We start from the raw sequence: 20,456 nt of genomic DNA on the forward strand, positions 1-20,456 counted from the left end.
CTGCACACACGATGAATACGACCACCCTGACCTCGCAGGACGCCGCGCGCCCCGGCGCCGCGAAGATCCGGCGCATCATCTTCGCAGCGTCGATCGGCAACGCTCTCGAATGGTTCGACCTGATCGTCTACGGCTTCTTCGCGGTCACGATCGCCAAGCTGTTCTTCCCCGCCACGAGCGAAGCGACGTCGCTGATGCTGACGCTCGGCACGTTCGGGCTGTCCTACCTGATCCGGCCGATCGGCGGCTTCGTGCTCGGCGCGTACGCCGACCGCGCGGGCCGCAAGGCGTCGCTGCTGCTGTCGATCGCGATGATGATGGCTGGCACGCTGCTGATCGCGCTGATGCCGACCTATGCATCGATCGGCATGCTCGCGCCGCTCGGGATCATGCTGTCGCGGCTGATGCAGGGGTTTTCCGCCGGCGGCGAATTCGCGAGTTCGACCGCGTTTCTCGTCGAGCACGCGCCGCAGCGGCGCGGCTTCATGTCGAGCTGGCAGTTCGCGAGCCAGGGCCTCGCGACGTTGCTCGCCTCGGGCTTCGGTGCGCTGCTGACGGCCACGCTGACCTCCGCGCAACTCGAAAGCTGGGGCTGGCGCGTGCCGTTCCTGTTCGGTCTCGCGATCGGTCCTGTCGGGCTGTACATCCGCCGCTACGTCGACGAAGGCGTCGAGTTCAAGACGCAGGCGCGCGCCGAAGCGCCGGTGCGCGAGCTGTTCGCGGGCCAGAAGTTGCGGCTGTTGCTGTCGATCGGCGCGCTCGTGATCTCGACCGCGATCAACTACATGATCCTGTACATGCCGACCTACGCGATCAAGCAGCTCGGGCTGCCCGCATCGACCGGCTTCGCGGCGACGCTCGCGACCGGTTTCGTGCTGACGCTCGTCACGCCGGTCGTCGGCCACCTGTCCGATCGCACCGGGCGGATCCGCATGATGGCGGCCGCGGCCGTGCTGATGCTCCTGACCGTCTGGCCGACGTTCGCGTGGCTCACGCGTCATGCGTCGTTCGCGACGATGCTCGCCGCACTGGTCTGGATCGGCGCGCTGAAGGCGATGTACTGCGGCGCGCTGCCGGCGCTGATGGCCGAACTATTCCCGCCGCAGACGCGCGCCACCGGGCTCGCGGTCAGCTACAACACCGGCGTCACGCTGTTCGGCGGTTTCGCGCCGTTCGTCATCACCTGGCTGATCAGCACGACCGGCAACCGGCTGTCTCCGGCGCTCTATCTGATCGGGTGTGCGCTGCTGAGCCTCGCCGCGCTGTTCGTCGCGCGCACGCGGCTGAAGATGCGTTGACACGGGAAAGCGCGGCGCCGCGATGCGCCGCCGACGCGGCCCGTCGTGGCATCGCCGCCGCGCGGGCCGCGCGCCGTTTACGGCGCCGGATTCGGCTGCAGTTCGTGCAGCGCGTCGATCTCGGCGAGGATCTCGTCGGACAGCTTCACGTCGATGCTGCCGATGTTCTCCTTCAACTGCTCGAGCGACGTCGCACCGATCAGGTTGCTGCGCACGAACGGGCGGCTGTTGACGAACGCGAGCGCCAGTTGCGCGGGCGACAGCCCGTGACGCTGTGCGAGCGCGACGTAACGCGACGTCGCTGCCACGGCCTGCGGCTTGCTGTAGCGCTGGAAGCGCTCGAACAGCGTGATGCGCGCACCGGGCGGACGTGCGCCGTTCTCGTACTTGCCGGACAGCCAGCCGAACGCGAGCGGCGAATACGCGAGCAGGCCGATGCCGTCGCGATGCGTGAACTCCGACAGCCCGTTTTCGAACGTGCGGTTGAGCAGGCTGTACGGATTCTGGATGCTCGCGATGCGCGGCAGCCCGAGTTTCTCGGCCGCGCGCAGGAATTGCGCGACGCCCCACGGCGTTTCGTTCGACACGCCGATCGCGCGGATCTTGCCTGCCTTCACGAATTCCGCGAGGACGCCCAACGTTTCCTCGATCGGCACCGTGTACGCATCGTCGACCCACGGATAGGCGGTGCGGCCGAACGTGGTCGTGCTGCGATCGGGCCAATGCAGCTGGTAGAGATCGACGTAGTCGGTCTGCAGGCGCTTGAGGCTGCCGTCGAGCGCTTCGGTCAGGTTCTTGCGGTCGAACTGGTTGCCCTCGCCGCGAATATGGCGCGGATTGTGCGGCTGCCGCGCCGGCCCGGCGATCTTCGTCGCGAGCACGATGCGCTCGCGCTGCGCGCGATGCTGCGCGATCCAGGTGCCGATGTATTGCTCGGTGCGCCCCTGCGTGTCGGGTTTCGGCGGCACCGGATACATCTCCGCGGCGTCGATCAGCGTCACGCCCTGCCCGAGCGCGTAGTCGATCTGCTCGTGCGCGTCGCGCTCCGAATTCTGTTCGCCCCACGTCATCGTACCGAGACCGATCAGGCTGACCTCGATGCCCGAATCGCCGAGTGTGCGGTATTCCATGCTGTTCCTGTCGCGTCGGTGGAAAGCAGGAACGCTATCACATCGAAGCGACTGCTTCAGACGGGCGCCGCGCACGCTTACAAGCGGCCTTCGGCGCTGCCCCGCGCGTTCGCGCCCGCTCGGGCGGGGGTGTGACCGGCCTCCTTCACTGCGGCCGCTGGATGAAGCAGGTCGCCGACGCATGCGCGACGATCTTGTCGTCCGGCGTCTTCAGCGTGCCCTCCGCGACGCCCAGCGAACGCGACAGATGAATCACGCGCCCTTCCGCGATCAGGTCGACGTCGCGCGGCACGGGCCGCAGCATCTTCACGTGCAGATCGACGGTGCCATATCCGATGCCCGCGTCGAGCATCGAATGCACCGCGCACCCGGTGACCGAATCGAGCACCGTCGCGGCGAACCCGCCGTGCACGCCGCCCAGCGGGTTCAGATGCCGGCCGTCCGCCCGCGCCGAAAACTTCACGTAACCGAGCTCGACGTCGAGCGGACGCATCGGGATCGTCTCGGAAATCGATGCAAGGGGTACATCGCCCGACGCGGCGGCACGCAGCAGGTCGAGGCCAGACAGGGAAAGCGGATTCATCGGGTTGTCTCCGGGTTGAAAGCACGTCGCCGCGCTAGTACGTTCTAAATTGGAACTCATTATCGTCAGCGATGCCGGCCGTTGTCAACGCGGCTGCGCCCGTTGCGACCGAAGGCGGGTTCTATAATCGAACCCGCTATTTCGCTGAACCGCCGCACGACCGCCGCAAGAGGCAAGAGATTCGACGATGAAATGGGATGACATCGGCACGCTGAACTGTTCGGTCGCGCGCACGCTCGCCGTGCTCGGCGACCGCTGGACCATGCTGATCCTCCGCAACGCATTCCTCGGCTGCCGCCGCTTCGATGCGTTCCAGGCCCAGCTTGGCCTGACGCGCCACGTGCTGGCCGAACGGCTCGCACGGCTCGTCGACGAAGGCGTGCTCGTCAAGCGCGCGTATCAGGAGCGTCCGCCGCGCTTCGAATACCGGCTGACCGAAAAGGGCCTCGACCTCTACCCGGCCCTGCTCGCGATGATGGCGTGGGGCGATCGCTGGAAGGACGACGGCCAGGGGCCGCCGATGCAATTGCGCCACCGGACCTGCGGGCAACTGATGCATGCGGTGGCCGTATGCTCGGCCTGTGGCGAACCGCTCGACGCGCACGACGTACAGCCCGAGCCCGGGCCCGGATGGATCGCGTCAGACGAGGCCGGAGCGTCTGCCGCGGAAGATTGACGATGCGCTGACCGACTGACGCGCCCGGCGCGCATACGGCTTCGGCCACCGGACGCAGCGCGTGCGAGGCCGTCCGACCGGACGCGCGCATCGCTCGTACGCAAGCACCCGGCAACGGCGAACACTCTCGCGCGTCATCACCCGCCCTCTCCCCGATCCGTTGATCGCCCGCTCGCACACACGGGCTCCACAACGCAACCGTGCGTCGCCGTGCCCCCCCTGCCGATCAGCACGCGGACCATTGCTTCGCATTCGCACGTGGCCGGGCCGCCACGCGTGCGTTACACTCACGGCCCGCTGTCTCGAAATTATCCGCTGTCCAAGATGTTGTCGCGCAATCGCCTCGCTGCCGCCTGTCTCGCTGCTTCCCTGCTCGCCACACCCTTCGCCGCCCTCGGCAAGACACAAAGCGAATCGCTGCTCCAGCAAGCGATCGATCTCGTGTCGCGATGGCTGCCGGCCCCCACTCACGAAGCACCCGCGACCCAGGTGGTCGAATCGGCATTCTCGCCCGACGGCGGCGCCGAAGCGCTCGTGCTGAAAGCGATCGGCGCGGCGCGCAGCTCGATCCGGGTTGCCGCCTACTCGTTCACGTCGCCGCCCGTCACGCGTGCACTGCTTGCCGCCAAGCGCCGCGGCGTCAATGTCGCAGTGGTCGTCGACGACAAGGGCAACCGCGCGAAGAGCAGCAAGCAGGCACTGAACCTGCTCGTCAACGCGGGCATCCCGACGCGCACGATCGACGCCTATACGATTCATCACGACAAGTACCTCGTGATCGACGCCGAACACGTCGAAACGGGTTCGTTCAACTACAGTGCGTCGGCGGCCAGCCGCAATTCCGAGAACGTCGTCGTGGTCTGGAACAATCCGCAACTCGCGGCGCGCTACCTCACGCACTGGCAAAGCCGCTTCGATCAGGGCACGCCGTACCGCTCCAGCTACTGACGTGCGACATGCGTTTTCGCCCGACGCTCGACCGCTCGCATGCACGCCACCGTGGTGCCGATGATCGGCGAGCGCGGCGCGATGTTCAATTCGGCCGAATGGCCAGCATGCCGCCTTGCGAAGCGTCCGTCACGCGCGGCGCCGCCGTGCTCGATCGATTTCAGGCTCCCCGCCCGGCCGCGATGCCGACATGCGCGTTCGGCACACAGCGGTTCGCGTGCCCGTCCGCATCGCTTGCCGAATTCGCCGACAGCCCAAGGGCGCCCATCGGCAGCGCGCTGCGCACGCAATCGGTACTGAACGTCAGCGTGTTCTGCACCAACGGGTAAAGGAGATACAGCGCAAACGCGAGATAGCCCGCGTACAGAATTCGAATCATGATGGGATGGGATGGGATGGGATGGGATGCGATGAACGGTTGGACTCGTCCTGTTTACGGCATCGCGACGCGCACCTTGAGGTATCGCCTGTCCAGCGCTGCATCGGGACGAAACATGGGCCGATGACGCGCGCTTCGTCCTGCATCTCCTCCGTCCCCGCCGCCACGCCATCACACCGTCGCCGAGCTACTTGTATCGGAAGATCGCCGGATGGACGAACACCAGCCGCGCGGCGAGACGGCCGGCGCATGACCGCGAACGGGCCAGGCGGGCGCGGGCGGGATCGAGCCGCCGCGCCCGCACAGCCGCTTTGCCGCGATCGTGCGACGGTGTCGGTTCAGCTGCCGCAGGGCGGCGCGCTCGCCATTGCGTCCGCGATCTGCTCGGGTGTCAGGTCGCGCTGATGCGTCGCCAGCGACCAGCGATGCCCGAACGGATCCTCGACCTGCCCGTAACGATCGCCCCAGAACATGTCGGCGGCCGGAATCGTCACCGTCGCGCCGGCCGCGACCGCCTTCGCGATCGCCGCATCGGTGTCCGGCACGTACAGATGCAGGCAGACGGGCGTACCTTTCAGCGCTTTCGGCCCCAGCGCACCGTGCTCGGGCATTTCATCCACCAGCATCAGCGTCGAATCGCCAATCGCGAGGCACGCATGCGCGAGCCGGCCGTCGGGCATCGCGAGGCGAAACCGTTCGGTCGCATCGAATGCGCGCTTGTAGAAATCGATGGCTGCGGTCGCGCCTGCACAGATCAGGTGCGGGGTCAGCGTGCGCATCCCTTCCGGGATCGGCTTGACGGATGTGGGCATGATGTCGCTCCTTCAGTCGGTTGTCGTATCGAAAATCGGGACGGACGCGCGATGCGCACGCCTCCGATGCTACGACGGACGACTCCGACGGAAATCGACACGGCGCCCAGGATTTTTGTTTGCTCGAATGGCGGTGCGCAGGACGCCGCGTCGCCCTCATCTGCCCGTCCGGTCGGCCGGTTCGTCCGGGCGGCCGAACCGACGGCGGCAGGCCTCGAGCAACTCGGCTACCGCGTCGAGCGGAAGACCGGCAGCATCACGCCACCCGGCACCTTCGGGCGCGACGAATGGGCGGAGCACGGGTACCCGATGTAATGATTACCGGCGACGCTGACGATCCGGAATTCCGTCACGTCGTGCCATGGTGTGGCGGGTTTCTCGCGCGCGGAGCCGATCAGCCGGAAGCCCGTCTCGGCGATCCGCAGCGCCATCCTGCGCCGCGACGAGACGAACAATGCAGCACCGGCCAGCCCCAACAATACGGCGAGCGCCGCCACCGGCCAGAGCGCCAAGGCGGCCGCGTAACCGCACAGGGTCGCCGCGGCCAGCGCCGCGCACACGGCCGCCCGGCTTTTCAGGCTCCGGCTGTCGACTGCCAGCGTGATCGGCAACGAGCCGGCGAGCGCTCCCGCGACGGAATCGACGTGCCGGCCGGAATCCGTCGTTTCGCGTTCGTCGTTCATGACATGCGGGTGCGTGTCGACACCCGCCGGCTCATCGACGCGGGCGGCATGTCAGGATTCCAGTCCCGTTTGCGCGAATCGCGCGCCATTGCACCGATGTCGGTCAATTGCATACCTTGACGGTACCGTTGGTCGTGCATTGACCGATGGCCCAGTGGCTCTGCCCTGCCAGACGCGGTACGACGCCGATCCCGCGAATCGGCGCGGCCGGCGGCGACGATCCGGGAACGGTCGCCGACGCGGTCTCGGGCGACGGCTGCACGGGCGCCGGCGCGGACGCGGTCTGGCAGGCGGCAAGCGCCAGACACAGCGTGAATGCCAGCGGGGCGATGGCGGATCTGTACAGGGTCATGGGCACGCTCGCGCGATTCGTTTTGGGCAACGGCCCGCAGTCAGATCTGCGGCAGATCGCGCAACGTGCGCGACTCGCTCGTTGCATCGATGTCGAGCTCGATGCCTTCCGACGCGTCGCGATACAGCACGCGTTTCAGCCTGGGCCCGATTGCGGTGGTATCCGACGCCGAGAAGATCGCGCGGACATCGTTACCGGACGCGAGCGCGCGCGCCACATCCGCCACCGGCGCCTCACGGGGCGTCGCCGCCCACGAGCGATCGGCCGGGTTCACGGCCGCCCAGCGCACGTGCGTCACGCGCGCGCTGAGCGGATCGATTCGGACACCATTCACGGCAAACGTCGACATCGGCATCTCCCTGGAATTCTTGCTGCTCCATGCAGCGACGGCTGCGAACGGCCCGCCCCTCGCCTGCGCGGCGCGCACGGCCCGCGTTCCTGTGCGCGGCTGCGGCCAACCCGATTTTCGATGATACATTGGGACGCTTTGCAACCGTCAACAGACGATCGTGTACGGGAGAAACACATGAGCGACGCCTGGGGAACCTTCCCTGCCCGAATGGGCGACCATCAGGCTTTCATCAGCTTCAACCACGACTTTGCGGAAATCGCGGAAGGCGATCCGCGCGCGTCGCTGCTCAGCGTGCGCGTCCCCTTCGTGCATCCGTCGCCCGAAGGCCTGCCGATCGGCGACGAATTCGCCGCTCTCGCGAAGATCGAGGATCTGCTCGACGCCGCGATCACCGCGAAAGGCGGCGTGCAGGTCGGCCGCATCACCGTCGACGGCAACCGCGATTTTCTTTTCTACGTGCCGTTCGACGAAGCGGCAGCTGCGGAAATCATCGACGCGCTGGACGACCAGACGACCTATGCGCTTCAGTACGCCCATCAGGACGATCCGGACAAGACGACGTACTGGCAGACGCTCTACCCGACGGACGACGACTGGCAGATCATGCGCGACATGCGCACGCTGGATACGCTGCGGCAGCAAGGCGACGTCCCCGACGTGAGCCGGCGCGTGATGCACTGGGCGTACTTCGCCGACCCGAGCGACGCGCATCAGTTCGCGGACTGGGCCGAAGCGAAAGGCTACCCGGTCGAATCGGTCGCGCCGACCGAAGACGGCAAGTCGGCCGTGCATTTTTCGCACGAAGGCACGATGGCGCTCGCCGACATCACGCGCCATACGATCGCGCTCAATCGCGAGGTGCGCGCGCTCGGCGGGAACTACGACGGATGGGAAACCAGCGTCGAACAGGCAGGGTGAACGGCGCGCGATGTCCGTGACGCGTGACGTGACGTCGGCATGCGACGCAAAAAACATCCCGGCGGCGTGGTTGCACGCCGCCGGGATCAAGGCATCGCCGGCAAAAACCGGCGATGGGCCTGAGGGTTCGCTCAGGCACGAGGAAAGCGATTCGAACGGATCAGGCGGGATGTCAGGTGCGAACGCGTGCCGTTGCGCTGCCCGCCGAACGCCTGTCCGGTTCCGCCGACGCAGCCTTCCGGCGTCGGGGGGCAAAAAGCCCCCGCTCCTGCGCGAGCGAGCGGGGAAATGGTTGACCGGGCCGGGGAAGAACGGTCAACCGGTCAAATTGTGATCGCGGGTCATGCAACGGTCTGTGCGGCAACTCACCCTTTAGTGACAACATGACGGCACCGGCATGCTCGCGTATCGCCGAGTATCGTCATGATTCAAGCGCGGTGCGTGGCTTGCCGGCCTCGCCGACAAGGCCAGCCACAGCATTCGCCTTTTCATTCCAGCGTTTTATTTTGTTTTAATTCAAGTCGATTTTTCAGATCCGGACGGGGCGCAGTTTCCGGCAATTCACGGATATTGTCAAAGCAGGATTATTCTATTTTTTTGGCACAAGGCGATTTCCGCCTCATTTTTTCGCGCGGAATTTCGCGCACACAATGATCTGCGTCACGAAAACACGCGTTTTCGCTACAACGAACTACTGGAAAACCAGTCGGCAACGATATCGATCCAGTCGAGATTGCCGACGATTTCGATCGCAACATCGCCGACGATTTCGGCTGTCGGTGAATCTGCCGCCACCGCGCCGGTTGCCGCCGCACTCGCCTTCGCAATCCCGGTCGATGCGACGGGCCGCGGATCGGCAAGCCGCTCCAGCCACTCGACGATATTGGCGCGCGCGTCTTCCTCGTCGGCGAAATCGTTCCGCTCGAGAAAACGATCGAACACGATCCACCCGAGCGTCTTGCTTCGCACCTCGGATTCGAGCTGTCTGTCGACAACGGCGACACGACCGGACGCCGTGATTTCCAGCGTTGCGGTGAAACGGTAATCGAGATATTCAATCTCCAATTTCGACGGCATGGCTTCTCCGCTCAATCTGCCCTCTCAATTTGATGAGGCTCCGCGCCTGACCGGCTTCACGACACAGTATGAATCTTGCGTGAATTTCGCTCGGGCTGCCGTCCTCGTCGGCAATATCGCGATATTCTCGCGGCCTGTCGATATCGACCTGCTCCGAGGCCGTCATCGCGCTGCTAAACTCGGATCACAACGACCGCTCGCGCCACCAGAGGAAACAATGACGCTCGCTCACGCACGGGAAGGCGGCGTAGACGTCTGGATCGTCCGGCTTCCCGGGCACGCCCCCTATGCCTACACGCACCTCAAGCGGATATTCTCGTCCGACGACTCTCGACATCGGGTCGTGACGATCGACCTGCAGAAACTGCTCGCCTGCGCGGATCGCGACACCACCGACTATGTGCTGCCGTCGGTTCAGTACTGGGCGCCCGGAAAAGCCGCGGGCATTCGCGAATTCCTCGATCCGAGCCGGGAGCGGATTCCGGACATGCCGTTCATCACGTTTCGCGAGACGAGAACCCGAACGTGGCTCGGCATTCCCGGCCTGTCGAAAGTCGGCGTCGCATCGTTCCGTAACGGCCAGCATCGCGCGCGCTATCTCGCATATGCCGGTGCGGCGACGTTACCCGTCGAAGTCCACGAAACCGAAGCCGATTTGCTCGTGCGCTATTGCGGCGAGTGACGACTGGCGTGGCTGTGCTGCGTGCTGCCGCTCGCGTCGATGCCGGCCAGCGTTCAAGCCCGGATCGCGTAAATCCGGTCGGTGACTTCCGTTTGTCCGATGCGGCTCGTTTCGACACCGGCCAATTGCCAGCCGTTGTGTTCGTAGAACCCGATCGCACGCACGTTGCCCTCCAGCACCTGCAGATGGACCCGGTCCACACCGATCGACCGGGCCCATGCGCGAACGGCTTCGATCATGCGCTTGCCCGTGCCGCCGCCGTGATGCGAAGGATGGACGTGCAGGCAGTCGAGCAATACGCCACGCGCCGGATCGACGGGGCGCTCGGCGCTGACGAAGCCGACGGGCTCGCCATTCGCCTCCGCAATCAGCACGAGCCCCCACTCGCTCTCGTTGCGCTCGAGATACTTGCGCCATCGCAGCGCGTGTTCCGTCGGCAGCTCGTCGGACAGGTAGCTGGCCGGAAGGATGTGGCTATAGGCGGTTTGCCAGCTCAGCGTGTGCAGGCGGGCAATGTGGTGCGCGTCGCGGGCCGTCGCGGCGCGCAGCGTGGTCCGGCTATCCGGCATCGGTAGCAACTCCTTCTGCTGGTTCGCTTGATCGGCATGGGTCTTCGCAAAATATACCGTGCTTTGCGAGATGCCTCTCGCAGGACTCGTCGTCGGATGCTCGGCACGCGGGCAAAAAAAATCCCGACGCCTTCATCGGTCATCGGGATCGAACGGCCCTGCAAAGCAAGAGGGCACGAGGAAGGTCACACATTACACGCATGTAAGACTGTTGCGCTTTGTCGGTTCGCGCCAAGACCCTGTTCGATTCCGCCAATCAGCCGCTCATGAGCGGCCGTAAACGAAAAAAGCCTGCTCGCGTTTGGCGCGAGCAGGCAAGAAAACGGATCAGCATTCGAGGCACGAGGGCTGTCCATAAAAGATAACGGCACGGCGCGCAGGAACCTTAGGCAAAATTGGAACGTTGCAGAGAACCGGCCCGAACGTTGTCATCGCAACGACACGAAAACGCGACACGAAGCACGCCGCGCCTGCTTCGCCCCCTCCGCCATCCATGAACCTGCGGCGCTATCGGTCCATACCGCGCACGATGCGCGCCCGAGTTCGACACCCGTTCGTCTCGCCTCGTCCGAGGTCCGATATTCGGTAGCGAAGTCATCTCGCCGGAGCGAGTCGTCTCGGTGCGCTTTACGCAATCGTTCTTTTGAAGCGCGAGGCCTAGACGGGATCCAGTTGATTCATTGAATACGCGGATACCCTTCGCCACGGACGCGCCGACTAAAACACATTGGCTGTGTTCGAACGCGAGAAAGCAAAAAGCCCGGCTCAATGAACCGGGCTTTTTGCTTGAATTTGTTGGGGTGGCTGATGGGACTCGAACCCACGACGACAGGAATCACAATCCTTATACATTTTTCTTATATTTCATGGGGTTGGAGAAGAACATTGGAATATGTGGTGTCGCGAGAGCCTTGTCTGGCGTAGCGAAAATTCCTCATCTTCCAGAGAACTTCACCTCATTCCGCTCCCGCCGGCTCGGCCGCCATGTCGTCCGCCGGCTAAAGCTGCAGCAGCCTCGCATGCGTGGCCTAGACGTCCGACGGCGGCGCCGCCGCCCAGCTTGGCTTCGCGCTCCTCATCGACGCGAATCCGCGCCGACTACATCGAGAACTAGAACACGTTTCAATCAAATATGCTGGACGATTCGGCGATTTTTCTTGTGAATTCAATTGGTTGAGTGCACATTTTGGCGGGAAAGTACCCGCCAGAGTGTGCATCTTGCCGCCATAACAATCAAGCACTTACCTATGTGTTCTGAACAGCCTTCGACGGCTGAGTCATCGCCGTCTCGTGAATCCGGATCTGAGCTTCGGTTGAAACCTCCGACACGAGTCAAACAACATAGTTGTAGTATTTGCTCGTTTCGTAGTCGTACAACAAAATCGAGTTCCCGTTGACCGTACCACTGAAGTGCCTCCCAGAATCGTAGTCGTACCCATCGAAGCTGCTGTTCTTCAGGTTCAGTTGTACATGCTTCGAGTTGTGGTAGTCGTAAAAATCCAGCGAGGTACCACTACTTCCCGTGAAGTAACTTGACGTCGTGTAGTCATACCCGTTCAGGGAGCCATTTCCCACACTGGCAGAAATGCTCTTATATCCTCCTGACGAATAGTCGTAGACCGATGTCACGTTTTTCCGAAGCGCCGCAGCTCCCACTGCCGCAGCAACGCGCGCGCGTGTAGTGTCTTTCATGATCTTCCCCGGTCATTTGATCCTGAGTGTTCGACTTGTGTTGGTAGCGCATTTGAATACTCGATGTTGCTTGCGCTCGCCTGCCCGAAACACTACGCTTGGATGGGAGGAATGTCACTACGGATCCGATCGGGACACGGTCCCGTCAGTCGGATAACGCTTCAGTATGGCCCGACAGTCCGCATCTCGCGTGTCAGCCACCGACCTCAGCTCTGAGTGGCCATGTCGCCTCACAAAACTACATAACGCCGACCACGCCTGCCATCATCTTCGACGCGCTAATTGCACCTTAAATGCGAGCCGAGTGTCAACACTGCCGCCCGTTGGTTGTTTGCGACGCACCGATGCTAAACTGAACGGCGAAAATCAGACGCAGCGACGTAATATCGACCTTGCTGAACGGGGATGGAGAGCCATGGGCGAAGCCAAGTATAGAAAACTGAACGACCCGACGTTCGGGCATATTCCAAAAAACGCTCAATCTCAGTCACGCGGAATCGTAATTTCTTGTCCTATGGAAGTTCGAGAGGGACATGTCTTGACTAAGAGTTCGATGCTCGACCCCCAAGAATTGAGGTTCGCACTTTTGTTTTGGGAGAAATTGGCATGGCCCACTACCAGGGCCGTCAGTTTCCCAGGTGGGCCGGACGCAGAATTTCTCGAAGGAGCAGGAGTTCTATCGAGACCGATGTACGAATTCAATGGGGCCATTGGCGACGTACTGGCGCGGGCCCAGATGCAAGCGCTTGCTGATCTCAACGATCGGGACCCGGGTGCGTGGGCAATTGCTCAAGGCGAAAACTCCCTGATTCTAACGGCGTCGACCATGCAGGTCGGCAACGGAGCATATGTCGAATTACACCGCGCGATTCCTATCCCCACTGTAGACGTCCCGCTAAATGAGATCTTGGAATTCAGGGAAAGGCGTCGCGACGAATTATTGGTTCTTCGCCGCGAGCTGGACACATTTGTGTCGGACATTGAATCCGCCGAAGATCATGCCGTGGCCTTGGCAAAACACATCGCATCAATAGATTCTGCATGCGCCGACCTACTCAAACTTGGGCGTGAATGGCGGTTCCCGGTGCTCCTATCAAATATCAAGGCGTCTGTCAGCCTTGGCATGCGAACCCTTGTGCCGGCGTTTGGAGCCGGATGGGCTGCTGGAATCTCTTATGGAATGCCAGCAGCAATTGTTGCGGCAGGAGTTGCAGGCGCCGCCTGCTCGTTGGAATTGAAGGCGGATCTTTCACTTCGCACGATTAAGCGGCCGATGAGCCCATTCCGATACGCCTATCGCGCCCATGAGGAGCTTCGATAGCCTATTTATTTTGGCTCGGCCGCCATATCGTCCGCCGGGTATAGCTGCAGCATCACCCTCGCCGCCTCGACGTTAGACGTGGTGAGCCATTCCTCCCAGTCGTCGGGCCGCAAGATGACGACCGACCGCTTCTCGTCGCCTGGCCGATGCATGTGCTTCATGATCGGGTGCTCATCGCCATTGACCGTGATCATCGCCATGGTGTGCTGGTCGGTACCGTCCGGGCGCTGTAGCGTGCGCCAGATGCCAGCGACACACAGCGGCCGCCAGCCGGCCAGCCCGATCCGGTACCGCACGTGCTTGCCCGTCTCCCAGTTCGGCTCGTAGATCCATTTCGCCGGAATCAGGCACCGCCGCCCGGCGCGCCACGCGGGCCCGTACAGCGGCGACTTGCCGAGGTTGTCGTCGCGCACATTCATCGTGCTGCGCATGATCGGCGGCTTGCGGCCCTGCTCCTTCGCCTTCTCGACGTTGGCCTTCTGGAGCGCGCGCGGCCAGAAGCCGAAATTGGCGATCAGCGGCGTGAACTGCCCGTCGACGTAGCCGACGATCGGCGCGTCGTAGTCCTGGTAGATCTCGGGCTTCCACGGCCTCCAGCGATACAGGTCGCGGAAGCTATTGATCTTGAGCTCACTCAGACCCGGATCCTCGCCCGGCGCGACGTAATTCGTGCACATCTCGGAGATGCCCTCCAATGATACGTGCTGTGCTCAGTGGCGCCTTTGGGCAAGACACCCCCACCCGTCATACTCCAGACCGTAGAGCATGCTCAGGCATGCCATGAAACCGGAAACGGACAAGATATTGTGCTGTTGGATCGGCATATTAATCACCACCAAGACGCGATAAATTTCTCCTGATTGATGATCGGCGGACGCGCGGCCGTACTGGTGGTCATTGATGAAGCTAGCAACGAGCGATGTCTTCTCCGCCGATGTACCGCGCAGCAGAAATTCAACGTCCCGAGGAATGCTGAAATCGTCCCCGTCGGCGTCCAGCACACGCAGGAGCTCTACGTCGGCCACGGCAGTATCCATCAGCGTTGCGATAGTCGACATGGTCGAGGCCCCATTTTCTCGAATCGAATCTGATCGTATCACCCTCGACCGAAACATCCGCTCCCTATTTCTGCGGCTTGACTTTGCCTCCTCACGGCAGGATACACTGTGTTTTTATACAGTATTTCTGCCGTGATCAAGCCGCAGTGGGCCTACATCTGGGAGTACGGATTCCAGGGCGAGAAGAACCGCCTGAGGACCCCGATCGAGCTCACGAAACGTGAATTTGAGTTCTGGATCGACAAGGACCCGCGGTCGGTGTTCCTCAGTACATCCGCACCCATCGAGGCGACCAGGATCGATCGCAACCGCGTCCCACTGACGGATCCGCGGTTCAAACTGCGGCCTGCGGTGCCCGAATTCGATGCCCCGACCGACGCCGAGCTGCGCGCCCTATGGCGCGAGTACACGGACCTTCAGGTACGGTGGTTAATCCTCGAAATCCGTGCGCTGAGGAAGTCGCTCGAGCGCATCGAGGAGTGGTACCTCTATACCGACAAGAACGTCGCAAACAAAGGCGATCTTGCCGGCGCGCAGGGTGAGTTGCATCGGCTGATGCATCTGCTGCGCGAGGAGATGCGGCGGGCCGGGATGCGGTAGTACGGGGCTTTAAGAGGCTGGGACGATTTCGCGACCGTTCCGACCTAGCGACGCGCCTGTGGCATTCTGGACGCTCGCCGCACTGGAGATCGACATGCGCACGATTCAGGAAGAATTCAGCGATTCAGACGACGACTGGTTTGGGTTCGCCTCGGCGCAGGACCGGAAGGACGGCCATTCGCTGCGGGCCTACCTGCTGCGTTACGCGGACCGCATCCCGGAACACCATGTCGTCGTGAACGTCGAGCTCGTACTACGCTCGGAGTATCCGCCTCGCGGCATTCGTCCGCCGTACCTGAGCGTCACCCACTTCGATCCTGGGCACTCGACTGATTTGCCGCTCACGTGGAAGCGCAACATAGAGGAACTCCGGTTCGATTCCAAGACGACGTACGTCGAATGCGGATACGACATTTTCGACTCGTTCAGCGACGTCACGATGGATCTGACGGCGCGCGGGTTCTACATCGAACCGCCCAACTAGCCCCCGACCGGGCGTCTGAGCGCCTTCACTTCGGCGCCGTCAGCGCGTCGTAGTCGCGCTCGCACTGCTGGCCGGCGATGCGGGCACGGTCAGCGTATTCTGCCAGCTCGCCCGCGCGCTCGTCAGCCCGGCCGAGCACGTCGGCAAGCAGATCGAGGGCGTCGCCGGTTGCCGCGCTTCCGGCGGCAGCGGCGGGATGGTGGGCGGCTGCGACGAGCTGGTCGACACGCTGCTGCAGGCTGCCAGCGGCAGCGCGAGCAGCAAAAGCATCCGCGAGCGCGGCAGTGCGTTGTTGGTTCGCATCGTTTGCAATCTCCGATTGCGCCGCGGTGCGGCGTTGTTCTTCCGTGCGCGCGGCCGCGACGGCGTCGAGCTGCGCCTTCTGCGCTGCGGCGGTAGTCGTACGCACGCCGTCGGCGTGCCCCTTGAAGTAACCGCCGGCCAGGCCAACGATGGCCGCCACGATGACGGCGAGCCAGACACGGGGATCGAACCAGGTCATTTCCGCTCCTTCGCATGCAGCTGCTTCAACTCGTCCGGCGAGTAGACGAAGCCCGGCAGCAGGAACGCCTGAACGCTCCAGACCGGATCGCTTTCCTCGTGTCGGCCGTGGTCCTTGCCCCGGTGATGGAGCGCGCACAGCAGCAGTTGGTTGTAGGTCGAGTCGACGAATGCTTCCGGCCGGGCCGGGTCGAACGCCTCCCAGTCGAAGCCCTGCGTCAGCTTGATCACGTCCCAGATCGGGTGCTGGCGCGGGATCGGCACGACGCGCTGCAGCTTGTGGCTGAACATCGTGTCCACCTGGTTCAGCGCGACGCCGCGGATCCACTTCCAGTCGATCGCATGCGAGAACGCCCACTCGAAGAACCGGTGATGCGACTCGACGGCCTTGTCGTCGCCGCATACCGCGCAGACGTAGCCGCCGGCCGCCTTCATCGCACGCTTGCTCGCGCGGAAGGTCGGCGATTCGGCGCGCGGCTCGTGATCGGGGTAGAAAACGTCCTCGGCGAGCGTGCGTCGCGTTTCGTGTGTTTTCGTGGTCGTCATAGGCCGCGCTCGCATAGGGCACGCTCTTCAGCGCGACGTTTCACCAGGCCGGGCAGCACGCGGCCGCCGGCGGTCACCCACTGCGGCCGGCCGTTGTCCGCTTCGTTCATCGCGCGGCAAGCGCCCTTCCAGTCGCCCGCGTTGAATCGGCGCGCCGTAGTGCTGCCGCAGTACGCGCCCGCGCCGACGTTGTAGGCGAAGCTCACCGCGGCCGCGAGCTGGTACGTGTGGCCCTTCAGACCGGGCGTGCACTTCAGCACCGGCTCGGCGTGCTCGATCAGCCGTTGCTCGAGGCGCGCGCGGCACTCGTCGGGCGTGAAGCGCTGGCCAGCGCGCACGTCCTTCGTGTCGCCGTAGCACGCGGTGATAATCCCGATCGGGTCGGGCCGCGCGACGAGCTCGAGCCCCTCGAACTTCGGGACCATGGAAAAAAGAAGGGCTGCCGCAGCAGCCCCCACAACACCCGCCAGTGTCTTCTTCGGTACGTTAGCCATCGAGCAATGCCCTCTTCCCTTTGTTCTTGACCAGGTAGTACGCCTGCAGCCCGATGTACGCGATCGTCGCGACGGCTACCCACCAGTTGATGTCGTGGCCGGTCAGCCACAGCCAGAAATTGCTTCCCACCGCCGGCGCCGCCTTGGCAGCGCTCACCGCGAGATCGTTCTTCATCGAGTCCCCGAAATGAAAATGCGCCCGAAGGCGCCTTAAATTGTTGCGAACGCATTGCACGTCATTCGCCAATGATGGCCCTCGTCACCAACCTACTGCCACGGCTAAAAGCGAACCGGAAATGCATTACGGTAAGATCACTGTTGCAAAAGAACGAATTCGAGGCGTCCATGGTCGAAACCATTCAAATCCATCCTAACGACGACATGTTCCACGGCTCTACCGAGCACTATCATTCGGTCGGAGAACAGCTGTCAGATCTCGCATGCGAGGCTGCCGTATTGAGCGGTGCTCCGTCGCCCCAAGTGCTTGAGCTGCCGTGCGGATACGGCCGCGTAACGCGACAGCTCGTGAAGCACTTCGCCCCTGAATCGATCCTTGTCGCAGACATCATGGTTCCGGCTGTCGACTACTGCGTCTCGACCTTCGGCGTGCGCGGTGCCTACGTGACTGATCCGGTCTACGAGTTCGCTAACATCGAACCGCACTGCTTCGACGTCGCGCTTCTCGGATCGCTCGTCACGCATTTATCTCAGATCAATGCTCGCACCGTCATGCGCAACTTCTTCGCGAAGCTACGCACCGGCGGTGTTGCCGTCGTCACGACGCATGGAGAAAGATCGCGCGAACTGCTTGGGGCCGGCGATTGTTATCAGGTCGGTGATGAGGCGCGTGAGCACTTGATCGGCTCATATGACGCTGGGAACTACGGCTTCGTGAACTACCGCGACGATCATTCGCTCGAGGCGAAGACGGTCGACTATATCGGCAACAGCTACGGCATAGCGATGATCCCCACGAGCTGGGTGCATGACGTTTGCCGCGAGAACGATCTCACGATCATCGAGCACCGCCCTGGTGGCTGGGACAACCACCAGGATGTCTTCCTGATTAAACGCTAGTCGGTTTACTCTCCGGCGCAGGGAAATTCGGCTGGTCGACCGTGGGAATCGTTGCATAAAACGCCACCCACCTTGCGTCGCTCGCATCGACGGTCCCTTGATTGGGAAAGGTCGCCTCATCTTGCGGCGACCCGAAATATCCGACGATCTTGTTCTCGGTGCTGTCGGAGTACTGCACGTAGATGGAAGCCATTGTTAGATCTCGTAGCTTGAAATGTAGACGATGTAGCTGCACGTGCCGGCAGAGATCGAGAGCAATGCGTACTGCATGGTTTGCGCAGCACTCAAATCAAGCCCGCTGAACCCAAAGAGGTTACCGCCGCTGCCCGTGGTATTTATCGAATACTGTTGCGGGCCGGCTCCGGAACTTGTCGCATAGAAAACCCACACCGAGTTGGCGGCCGTCGAGTTGCTCAGCGAAAGGCTGCCGCCAACGCGCTTCGCGTTTCGCGGAACGCCTCCCGCGATCGAGAGCGCCGTATTCGTGAACCCTGACGACGAGCTGCTGCTCAGAGCGGTGTATTGCAGGATGTTTACCTTCCGATCCTGAACAAACACGGGAGCGAATTGGCTGCTCGAATTCGTCGGCACGACGGTCAGCAGCGCACTCGCCGTGTATCCGCTCGGCATGCTGCCGCCACCGTACACGCTCGGCGCCAAGGCCGACGCTGCGTTCGTTGCCAGCAGCGCCGACGTTTGCGTCGTCGGGTTGTAGATCGCATACAGCGCAACAAAGCCTGACGTCGGGGCACTGCCCGTGTCCATGCCACCCGCGCCGGTCGTGGCCAGGTTGATTGTCTTGTTGAACCCAGCCAGCCGGAAGAACCCGCCGCCAAGCGTCGTTTCGACAACGATCTCGTCGGCCGTGAACGTTGCCAACGCGCTCGCTGACGACACGTTCATGCTCGCGTTTCGAACTTCCCCAACTACGCCTCCGGATGCGCGCTGCGCGAATGCCGTGGTTGCAAGACGAGTGCTGCTATCGAACTGCGCAGCGGTAACGCCGCGGGCTTGCGTGAATTGAATAGCTGCCGTACCACCTGCAACGTCCCATTCAGTACTATTGCGCGAAGCCAGTACGAGCGAGTCTCCGACCTGCAATGTCACGGGCTGGACATTCCCGGCGGACCAGATGAAATCAGATCCCTGAGTTGCTACGGTGATCGGCCCACTTCCAAAATTCACGAATGTCAAAGCGCCGCCGCTAGGCATCGTCGATCCGAAAGGAAGCGTAATCACTCCACCGGATGCCCCGTACCACTGAATAAGCTGACCGGCGTAGAAGGCGGTCAGAGTCGTGTTTGCATTGAACGCGGAAAATCCGCTGAAATTACCAAGCGCACGCTGCGTAAACGCCGTCGTTGCGAGCCTGGTCGAACTGTCGAACTGTGCCGCAGTTGTGAAATTCGGACCAGACATTACGGAGGCGTACGGGAGTTGAGCCGCACCAGTCGCAGTCCATTGCGAGCTGTTGTTGACGCCGGTCAGCAGAACCGAATCACCCGGGCCAAGCGTCAGGCTCGTGACTGTCGACGCACCGACAATGATCGTGTCAGATCCCGACCGATTGATCGCCAACGTTGCCGACGAAATGTTCTGGATCAAAAACGCCCCGCCAGCAGGAACTCCCGATTCGGCCGGAAGATTGAACGTCCCGGTCGAGGATCCGAAATACACGATGAAGCTACCCGCCTGAGCGGCCGTCAGGTTTTGCGGGGTCGTGTTGAACGAATAGAAGGCTTGGAAATTGCCAAGCGCCCGTTGAACGAAGGCGGTCGTCGCTTGCTTGATGCTGCTGTCGAACTGCGGGGCCGTGATCCCTGCAGCATTGATCGCGGCCTGAAGGTTTGTCAGAAGCGTCGCCGTCGAGCCGTCGTCGACTGAGTTCTGGCCGGAGAAGTTCGCCGTGAACTGTGCGAGCACGGCAGCCATGATCGAGCTCTGGCGCCACACCTTGTTGAGCTGCGCCGACAACGCGGTGCCGGATTGAAATCCAGATAGACGGGCCGACAGCGCCGCGTACGTCGCCTGGTCGATAACGTTCGGGGAGCTGCCTCCACCGAACACGAGAAAGTCGTTCGTTGCCATCAATGCTCCGAGCATAAAAAAAGGTTCATCGCAGGAAACCGTGGAGGGTTTGAGAGCAATTGCGTAACCTGACGCCTGACTTTAAGGACGTCAGGAGAGGCAATTGCTCGATCGCAAGGCACTTCAGGCACTGGGC

The 20,456-nt window shown here is 62.6% G+C and carries 26 protein-coding genes and 1 pseudogene; 9 read left to right on the forward strand and 18 right to left on the reverse strand.

Annotated elements, in window-relative coordinates; translation table 11 throughout:
* The first annotated feature begins 11 nt into the window (after positions 1 to 11).
* The gene (locus tag HWX62_RS14885) at positions 12 to 1,298 is read left to right on the forward strand and encodes an MFS transporter (protein WP_175929266.1); all 1,287 of its coding nucleotides are present in this window, start codon (positions 12 to 14) and stop codon (positions 1,296 to 1,298) included.
* Between the two features lie 77 nt (positions 1,299 to 1,375).
* Here the strand turns inward: HWX62_RS14885 and HWX62_RS14890 are convergent, their stop codons facing one another.
* Both HWX62_RS14890 and HWX62_RS14895 read right to left on the reverse strand, forming a co-directional pair.
* On the reverse strand, positions 1,376 to 2,428 hold the full coding sequence (locus HWX62_RS14890) for an NADP(H)-dependent aldo-keto reductase (protein WP_175929267.1): 1,053 nt from the start codon (positions 2,426 to 2,428) through the stop codon (positions 1,376 to 1,378).
* Positions 2,429 to 2,573: 145 nt separating this feature from the next.
* Positions 2,574 to 3,011, reverse strand: a complete 438-nt coding sequence (locus HWX62_RS14895) for a PaaI family thioesterase (protein ID WP_175929268.1) — start codon at positions 3,009 to 3,011, stop codon at positions 2,574 to 2,576.
* A 187-nt stretch (positions 3,012 to 3,198) separates the two neighbouring features.
* Between HWX62_RS14895 and HWX62_RS14900 the strand changes: the two genes are divergently transcribed.
* Positions 3,199 to 3,687 (forward strand): helix-turn-helix domain-containing protein, encoded by a 489-nt coding sequence (locus HWX62_RS14900; RefSeq protein WP_175929269.1) that lies wholly within the window; start codon positions 3,199 to 3,201, stop codon positions 3,685 to 3,687.
* 324 nt (positions 3,688 to 4,011) lie between these two features.
* Positions 4,012 to 4,635, forward strand: coding sequence for a phospholipase D family protein (locus HWX62_RS14905; RefSeq protein ID WP_175929270.1), 624 nt, complete (start codon positions 4,012 to 4,014; stop codon positions 4,633 to 4,635).
* Between the two features lie 160 nt (positions 4,636 to 4,795).
* Here HWX62_RS14905 and HWX62_RS14910 read toward each other — a convergent pair whose 3' ends face one another.
* The 5 genes and pseudogenes from HWX62_RS14910 to HWX62_RS14930 all read right to left on the reverse strand — a co-directional run bounded on the left by HWX62_RS14910 (position 4,796) and on the right by HWX62_RS14930 (position 7,210).
* Positions 4,796 to 5,014 (reverse strand): hypothetical protein, encoded by a 219-nt coding sequence (locus HWX62_RS14910; RefSeq protein WP_175929271.1) that lies wholly within the window; start codon positions 5,012 to 5,014, stop codon positions 4,796 to 4,798.
* Between the two features lie 338 nt (positions 5,015 to 5,352).
* Positions 5,353 to 5,826, reverse strand: a complete 474-nt coding sequence (locus HWX62_RS14915; RefSeq protein ID WP_059584167.1) for a VOC family protein — start codon at positions 5,824 to 5,826, stop codon at positions 5,353 to 5,355.
* 156 nt (positions 5,827 to 5,982) lie between these two features.
* Positions 5,983 to 6,509: pseudogene (locus tag HWX62_RS14920) on the reverse strand (aspartyl-tRNA synthetase).
* A gap of 103 nt (positions 6,510 to 6,612) precedes the next feature.
* Entirely contained in the window at positions 6,613 to 6,861 is a 249-nt protein-coding gene (locus tag HWX62_RS14925) for a hypothetical protein (RefSeq protein ID WP_175929272.1), read from the reverse strand.
* A 40-nt stretch (positions 6,862 to 6,901) separates the two neighbouring features.
* Entirely contained in the window at positions 6,902 to 7,210 is a 309-nt protein-coding gene (locus HWX62_RS14930) for a hypothetical protein (protein WP_011545327.1), read from the reverse strand.
* A 177-nt stretch (positions 7,211 to 7,387) separates the two neighbouring features.
* Between HWX62_RS14930 and HWX62_RS14935 the strand changes: the two genes are divergently transcribed.
* A complete protein-coding gene (locus HWX62_RS14935; protein ID WP_175929273.1) occupies positions 7,388 to 8,131 on the forward strand; it encodes a DUF695 domain-containing protein in 744 nt (247 codons plus the stop codon).
* Positions 8,132 to 8,812: 681 nt separating this feature from the next.
* Here the strand turns inward: HWX62_RS14935 and HWX62_RS14940 are convergent.
* Positions 8,813 to 9,208, reverse strand: a complete 396-nt coding sequence (locus HWX62_RS14940) for a hypothetical protein (RefSeq protein ID WP_175929274.1) — start codon at positions 9,206 to 9,208, stop codon at positions 8,813 to 8,815.
* 217 nt (positions 9,209 to 9,425) lie between these two features.
* Between HWX62_RS14940 and HWX62_RS14945 the strand changes: the two genes are divergently transcribed.
* A complete protein-coding gene (locus HWX62_RS14945) occupies positions 9,426 to 9,890 on the forward strand; it encodes a hypothetical protein (protein ID WP_175929295.1) in 465 nt (154 codons plus the stop codon).
* A 53-nt stretch (positions 9,891 to 9,943) separates the two neighbouring features.
* On the opposite strand, the gene HWX62_RS14950 is transcribed toward HWX62_RS14945, so the two are convergent.
* Both HWX62_RS14950 and HWX62_RS14955 read right to left on the reverse strand, forming a co-directional pair.
* Complete coding sequence (locus tag HWX62_RS14950) at positions 9,944 to 10,459, reverse strand: GNAT family N-acetyltransferase (protein WP_175929275.1); 516 nt, start codon at positions 10,457 to 10,459, stop codon at positions 9,944 to 9,946.
* Positions 10,460 to 11,791: 1,332 nt separating this feature from the next.
* Entirely contained in the window at positions 11,792 to 12,151 is a 360-nt protein-coding gene (locus tag HWX62_RS14955) for a hypothetical protein (RefSeq protein WP_175985165.1), read from the reverse strand.
* A 415-nt stretch (positions 12,152 to 12,566) separates the two neighbouring features.
* On the opposite strand from HWX62_RS14955, the gene HWX62_RS14960 reads away from it, so the two are divergent.
* The gene (locus HWX62_RS14960) at positions 12,567 to 13,472 is read left to right on the forward strand and encodes a DUF6236 family protein (RefSeq protein WP_175985166.1); all 906 of its coding nucleotides are present in this window, start codon (positions 12,567 to 12,569) and stop codon (positions 13,470 to 13,472) included.
* A 5-nt stretch (positions 13,473 to 13,477) separates the two neighbouring features.
* Here HWX62_RS14960 and HWX62_RS14965 read toward each other — a convergent pair whose 3' ends face one another.
* Positions 13,478 to 14,149 (reverse strand): SOS response-associated peptidase family protein, encoded by a 672-nt coding sequence (locus HWX62_RS14965; RefSeq protein WP_175932512.1) that lies wholly within the window; start codon positions 14,147 to 14,149, stop codon positions 13,478 to 13,480.
* 33 nt (positions 14,150 to 14,182) lie between these two features.
* Positions 14,183 to 14,530, reverse strand: a complete 348-nt coding sequence (locus tag HWX62_RS14970; protein WP_175932502.1) for a ribonuclease E inhibitor RraB — start codon at positions 14,528 to 14,530, stop codon at positions 14,183 to 14,185.
* A gap of 108 nt (positions 14,531 to 14,638) precedes the next feature.
* On the opposite strand from HWX62_RS14970, the gene HWX62_RS14975 reads away from it, so the two are divergent.
* Together HWX62_RS14975 and HWX62_RS14980 are read left to right on the forward strand one after the other, a co-directional pair.
* Entirely contained in the window at positions 14,639 to 15,130 is a 492-nt protein-coding gene (locus HWX62_RS14975; RefSeq protein ID WP_175932501.1) for a hypothetical protein, read from the forward strand.
* A 58-nt stretch (positions 15,131 to 15,188) separates the two neighbouring features.
* Positions 15,189 to 15,614, forward strand: a complete 426-nt coding sequence (locus HWX62_RS14980) for a hypothetical protein (protein WP_208458649.1) — start codon at positions 15,189 to 15,191, stop codon at positions 15,612 to 15,614.
* Between the two features lie 25 nt (positions 15,615 to 15,639).
* Here the strand turns inward: HWX62_RS14980 and HWX62_RS14985 are convergent, their stop codons facing one another.
* From HWX62_RS14985 to HWX62_RS15000, 4 genes are read right to left on the reverse strand one after another with little or no spacing between them, the layout of a single operon-like run.
* A complete protein-coding gene (locus HWX62_RS14985) occupies positions 15,640 to 16,116 on the reverse strand; it encodes a DUF2514 family protein (protein WP_175932499.1) in 477 nt (158 codons plus the stop codon).
* Complete coding sequence (locus tag HWX62_RS14990) at positions 16,113 to 16,661, reverse strand: hypothetical protein (RefSeq protein WP_175932498.1); 549 nt, start codon at positions 16,659 to 16,661, stop codon at positions 16,113 to 16,115. Before HWX62_RS14990 ends, HWX62_RS14985 begins: the two co-directional genes overlap by 4 nt.
* Positions 16,658 to 17,155: a lysozyme gene (locus HWX62_RS14995; protein ID WP_175932497.1), complete on the reverse strand. Its 498-nt coding sequence runs from the start codon at positions 17,153 to 17,155 to the stop codon at positions 16,658 to 16,660. Before HWX62_RS14995 ends, HWX62_RS14990 begins: the two co-directional genes overlap by 4 nt.
* On the reverse strand, positions 17,148 to 17,330 hold the full coding sequence (locus HWX62_RS15000; protein WP_006495243.1) for a hypothetical protein: 183 nt from the start codon (positions 17,328 to 17,330) through the stop codon (positions 17,148 to 17,150). Before HWX62_RS15000 ends, HWX62_RS14995 begins: the two co-directional genes overlap by 8 nt.
* 170 nt (positions 17,331 to 17,500) lie before the next feature.
* Between HWX62_RS15000 and HWX62_RS15005 the strand changes: the two genes are divergently transcribed.
* The gene (locus HWX62_RS15005) at positions 17,501 to 18,232 is read left to right on the forward strand and encodes a class I SAM-dependent methyltransferase (RefSeq protein WP_175932496.1); all 732 of its coding nucleotides are present in this window, start codon (positions 17,501 to 17,503) and stop codon (positions 18,230 to 18,232) included.
* On the opposite strand, the gene HWX62_RS15010 is transcribed toward HWX62_RS15005, so the two are convergent.
* Both HWX62_RS15010 and HWX62_RS33085 read right to left on the reverse strand, forming a co-directional pair.
* Positions 18,222 to 18,425, reverse strand: coding sequence for a hypothetical protein (locus tag HWX62_RS15010; RefSeq protein WP_175932495.1), 204 nt, complete (start codon positions 18,423 to 18,425; stop codon positions 18,222 to 18,224). The two genes, HWX62_RS15005 and HWX62_RS15010, sit on opposite strands and share 11 nt — an antisense overlap.
* Before the next feature lie 2 nt (positions 18,426 to 18,427).
* Complete coding sequence (locus tag HWX62_RS33085) at positions 18,428 to 20,320, reverse strand: hypothetical protein (RefSeq protein ID WP_244136043.1); 1,893 nt, start codon at positions 20,318 to 20,320, stop codon at positions 18,428 to 18,430.
* Positions 20,321 to 20,456 lie beyond the last annotated feature (136 nt).

Source organism: Burkholderia sp. BCC0506 (assembly GCF_902833145.1).
GTDB lineage: Bacteria > Pseudomonadota > Gammaproteobacteria > Burkholderiales > Burkholderiaceae > Burkholderia.

Excerpts from the sequence above, each read along its gene's own strand:
- HWX62_RS14885 (WP_175929266.1), top strand. The coding sequence starts at position 12 with ATGAATACGACCACCCTGACCTCGCAGGACGCCGCGCGCCCCGGCGCC.
- HWX62_RS14890 (WP_175929267.1), bottom strand. The coding sequence starts at position 2,428 with ATGGAATACCGCACACTCGGCGATTCGGGCATCGAGGTCAGCCTGATC.
- HWX62_RS14895 (WP_175929268.1), bottom strand. The coding sequence starts at position 3,011 with ATGAATCCGCTTTCCCTGTCTGGCCTCGACCTGCTGCGTGCCGCCGCG.
- HWX62_RS14900 (WP_175929269.1), top strand. The coding sequence starts at position 3,199 with ATGAAATGGGATGACATCGGCACGCTGAACTGTTCGGTCGCGCGCACG.
- HWX62_RS14905 (WP_175929270.1), top strand. The coding sequence starts at position 4,012 with ATGTTGTCGCGCAATCGCCTCGCTGCCGCCTGTCTCGCTGCTTCCCTG.
- HWX62_RS14910 (WP_175929271.1), bottom strand. The coding sequence starts at position 5,014 with ATGATTCGAATTCTGTACGCGGGCTATCTCGCGTTTGCGCTGTATCTC.
- HWX62_RS14915 (WP_059584167.1), bottom strand. The coding sequence starts at position 5,826 with ATGCCCACATCCGTCAAGCCGATCCCGGAAGGGATGCGCACGCTGACC.
- HWX62_RS14925 (WP_175929272.1), bottom strand. The coding sequence starts at position 6,861 with ATGACCCTGTACAGATCCGCCATCGCCCCGCTGGCATTCACGCTGTGT.
- HWX62_RS14930 (WP_011545327.1), bottom strand. The coding sequence starts at position 7,210 with ATGTCGACGTTTGCCGTGAATGGTGTCCGAATCGATCCGCTCAGCGCG.
- HWX62_RS14935 (WP_175929273.1), top strand. The coding sequence starts at position 7,388 with ATGAGCGACGCCTGGGGAACCTTCCCTGCCCGAATGGGCGACCATCAG.
- HWX62_RS14940 (WP_175929274.1), bottom strand. The coding sequence starts at position 9,208 with ATGCCGTCGAAATTGGAGATTGAATATCTCGATTACCGTTTCACCGCA.
- HWX62_RS14945 (WP_175929295.1), top strand. The coding sequence starts at position 9,426 with ATGACGCTCGCTCACGCACGGGAAGGCGGCGTAGACGTCTGGATCGTC.
- HWX62_RS14950 (WP_175929275.1), bottom strand. The coding sequence starts at position 10,459 with ATGCCGGATAGCCGGACCACGCTGCGCGCCGCGACGGCCCGCGACGCG.
- HWX62_RS14955 (WP_175985165.1), bottom strand. The coding sequence starts at position 12,151 with ATGAAAGACACTACACGCGCGCGCGTTGCTGCGGCAGTGGGAGCTGCG.
- HWX62_RS14960 (WP_175985166.1), top strand. The coding sequence starts at position 12,567 with ATGGGCGAAGCCAAGTATAGAAAACTGAACGACCCGACGTTCGGGCAT.
- HWX62_RS14965 (WP_175932512.1), bottom strand. The coding sequence starts at position 14,149 with ATGTGCACGAATTACGTCGCGCCGGGCGAGGATCCGGGTCTGAGTGAG.
- HWX62_RS14970 (WP_175932502.1), bottom strand. The coding sequence starts at position 14,530 with ATGTCGACTATCGCAACGCTGATGGATACTGCCGTGGCCGACGTAGAG.
- HWX62_RS14985 (WP_175932499.1), bottom strand. The coding sequence starts at position 16,116 with ATGACCTGGTTCGATCCCCGTGTCTGGCTCGCCGTCATCGTGGCGGCC.
- HWX62_RS14990 (WP_175932498.1), bottom strand. The coding sequence starts at position 16,661 with ATGACGACCACGAAAACACACGAAACGCGACGCACGCTCGCCGAGGAC.
- HWX62_RS14995 (WP_175932497.1), bottom strand. The coding sequence starts at position 17,155 with ATGGCTAACGTACCGAAGAAGACACTGGCGGGTGTTGTGGGGGCTGCT.
- HWX62_RS15000 (WP_006495243.1), bottom strand. The coding sequence starts at position 17,330 with ATGAAGAACGATCTCGCGGTGAGCGCTGCCAAGGCGGCGCCGGCGGTG.
- HWX62_RS15005 (WP_175932496.1), top strand. The coding sequence starts at position 17,501 with ATGGTCGAAACCATTCAAATCCATCCTAACGACGACATGTTCCACGGC.
- HWX62_RS15010 (WP_175932495.1), bottom strand. The coding sequence starts at position 18,425 with ATGGCTTCCATCTACGTGCAGTACTCCGACAGCACCGAGAACAAGATC.
- HWX62_RS33085 (WP_244136043.1), bottom strand. The coding sequence starts at position 20,320 with ATGGCAACGAACGACTTTCTCGTGTTCGGTGGAGGCAGCTCCCCGAAC.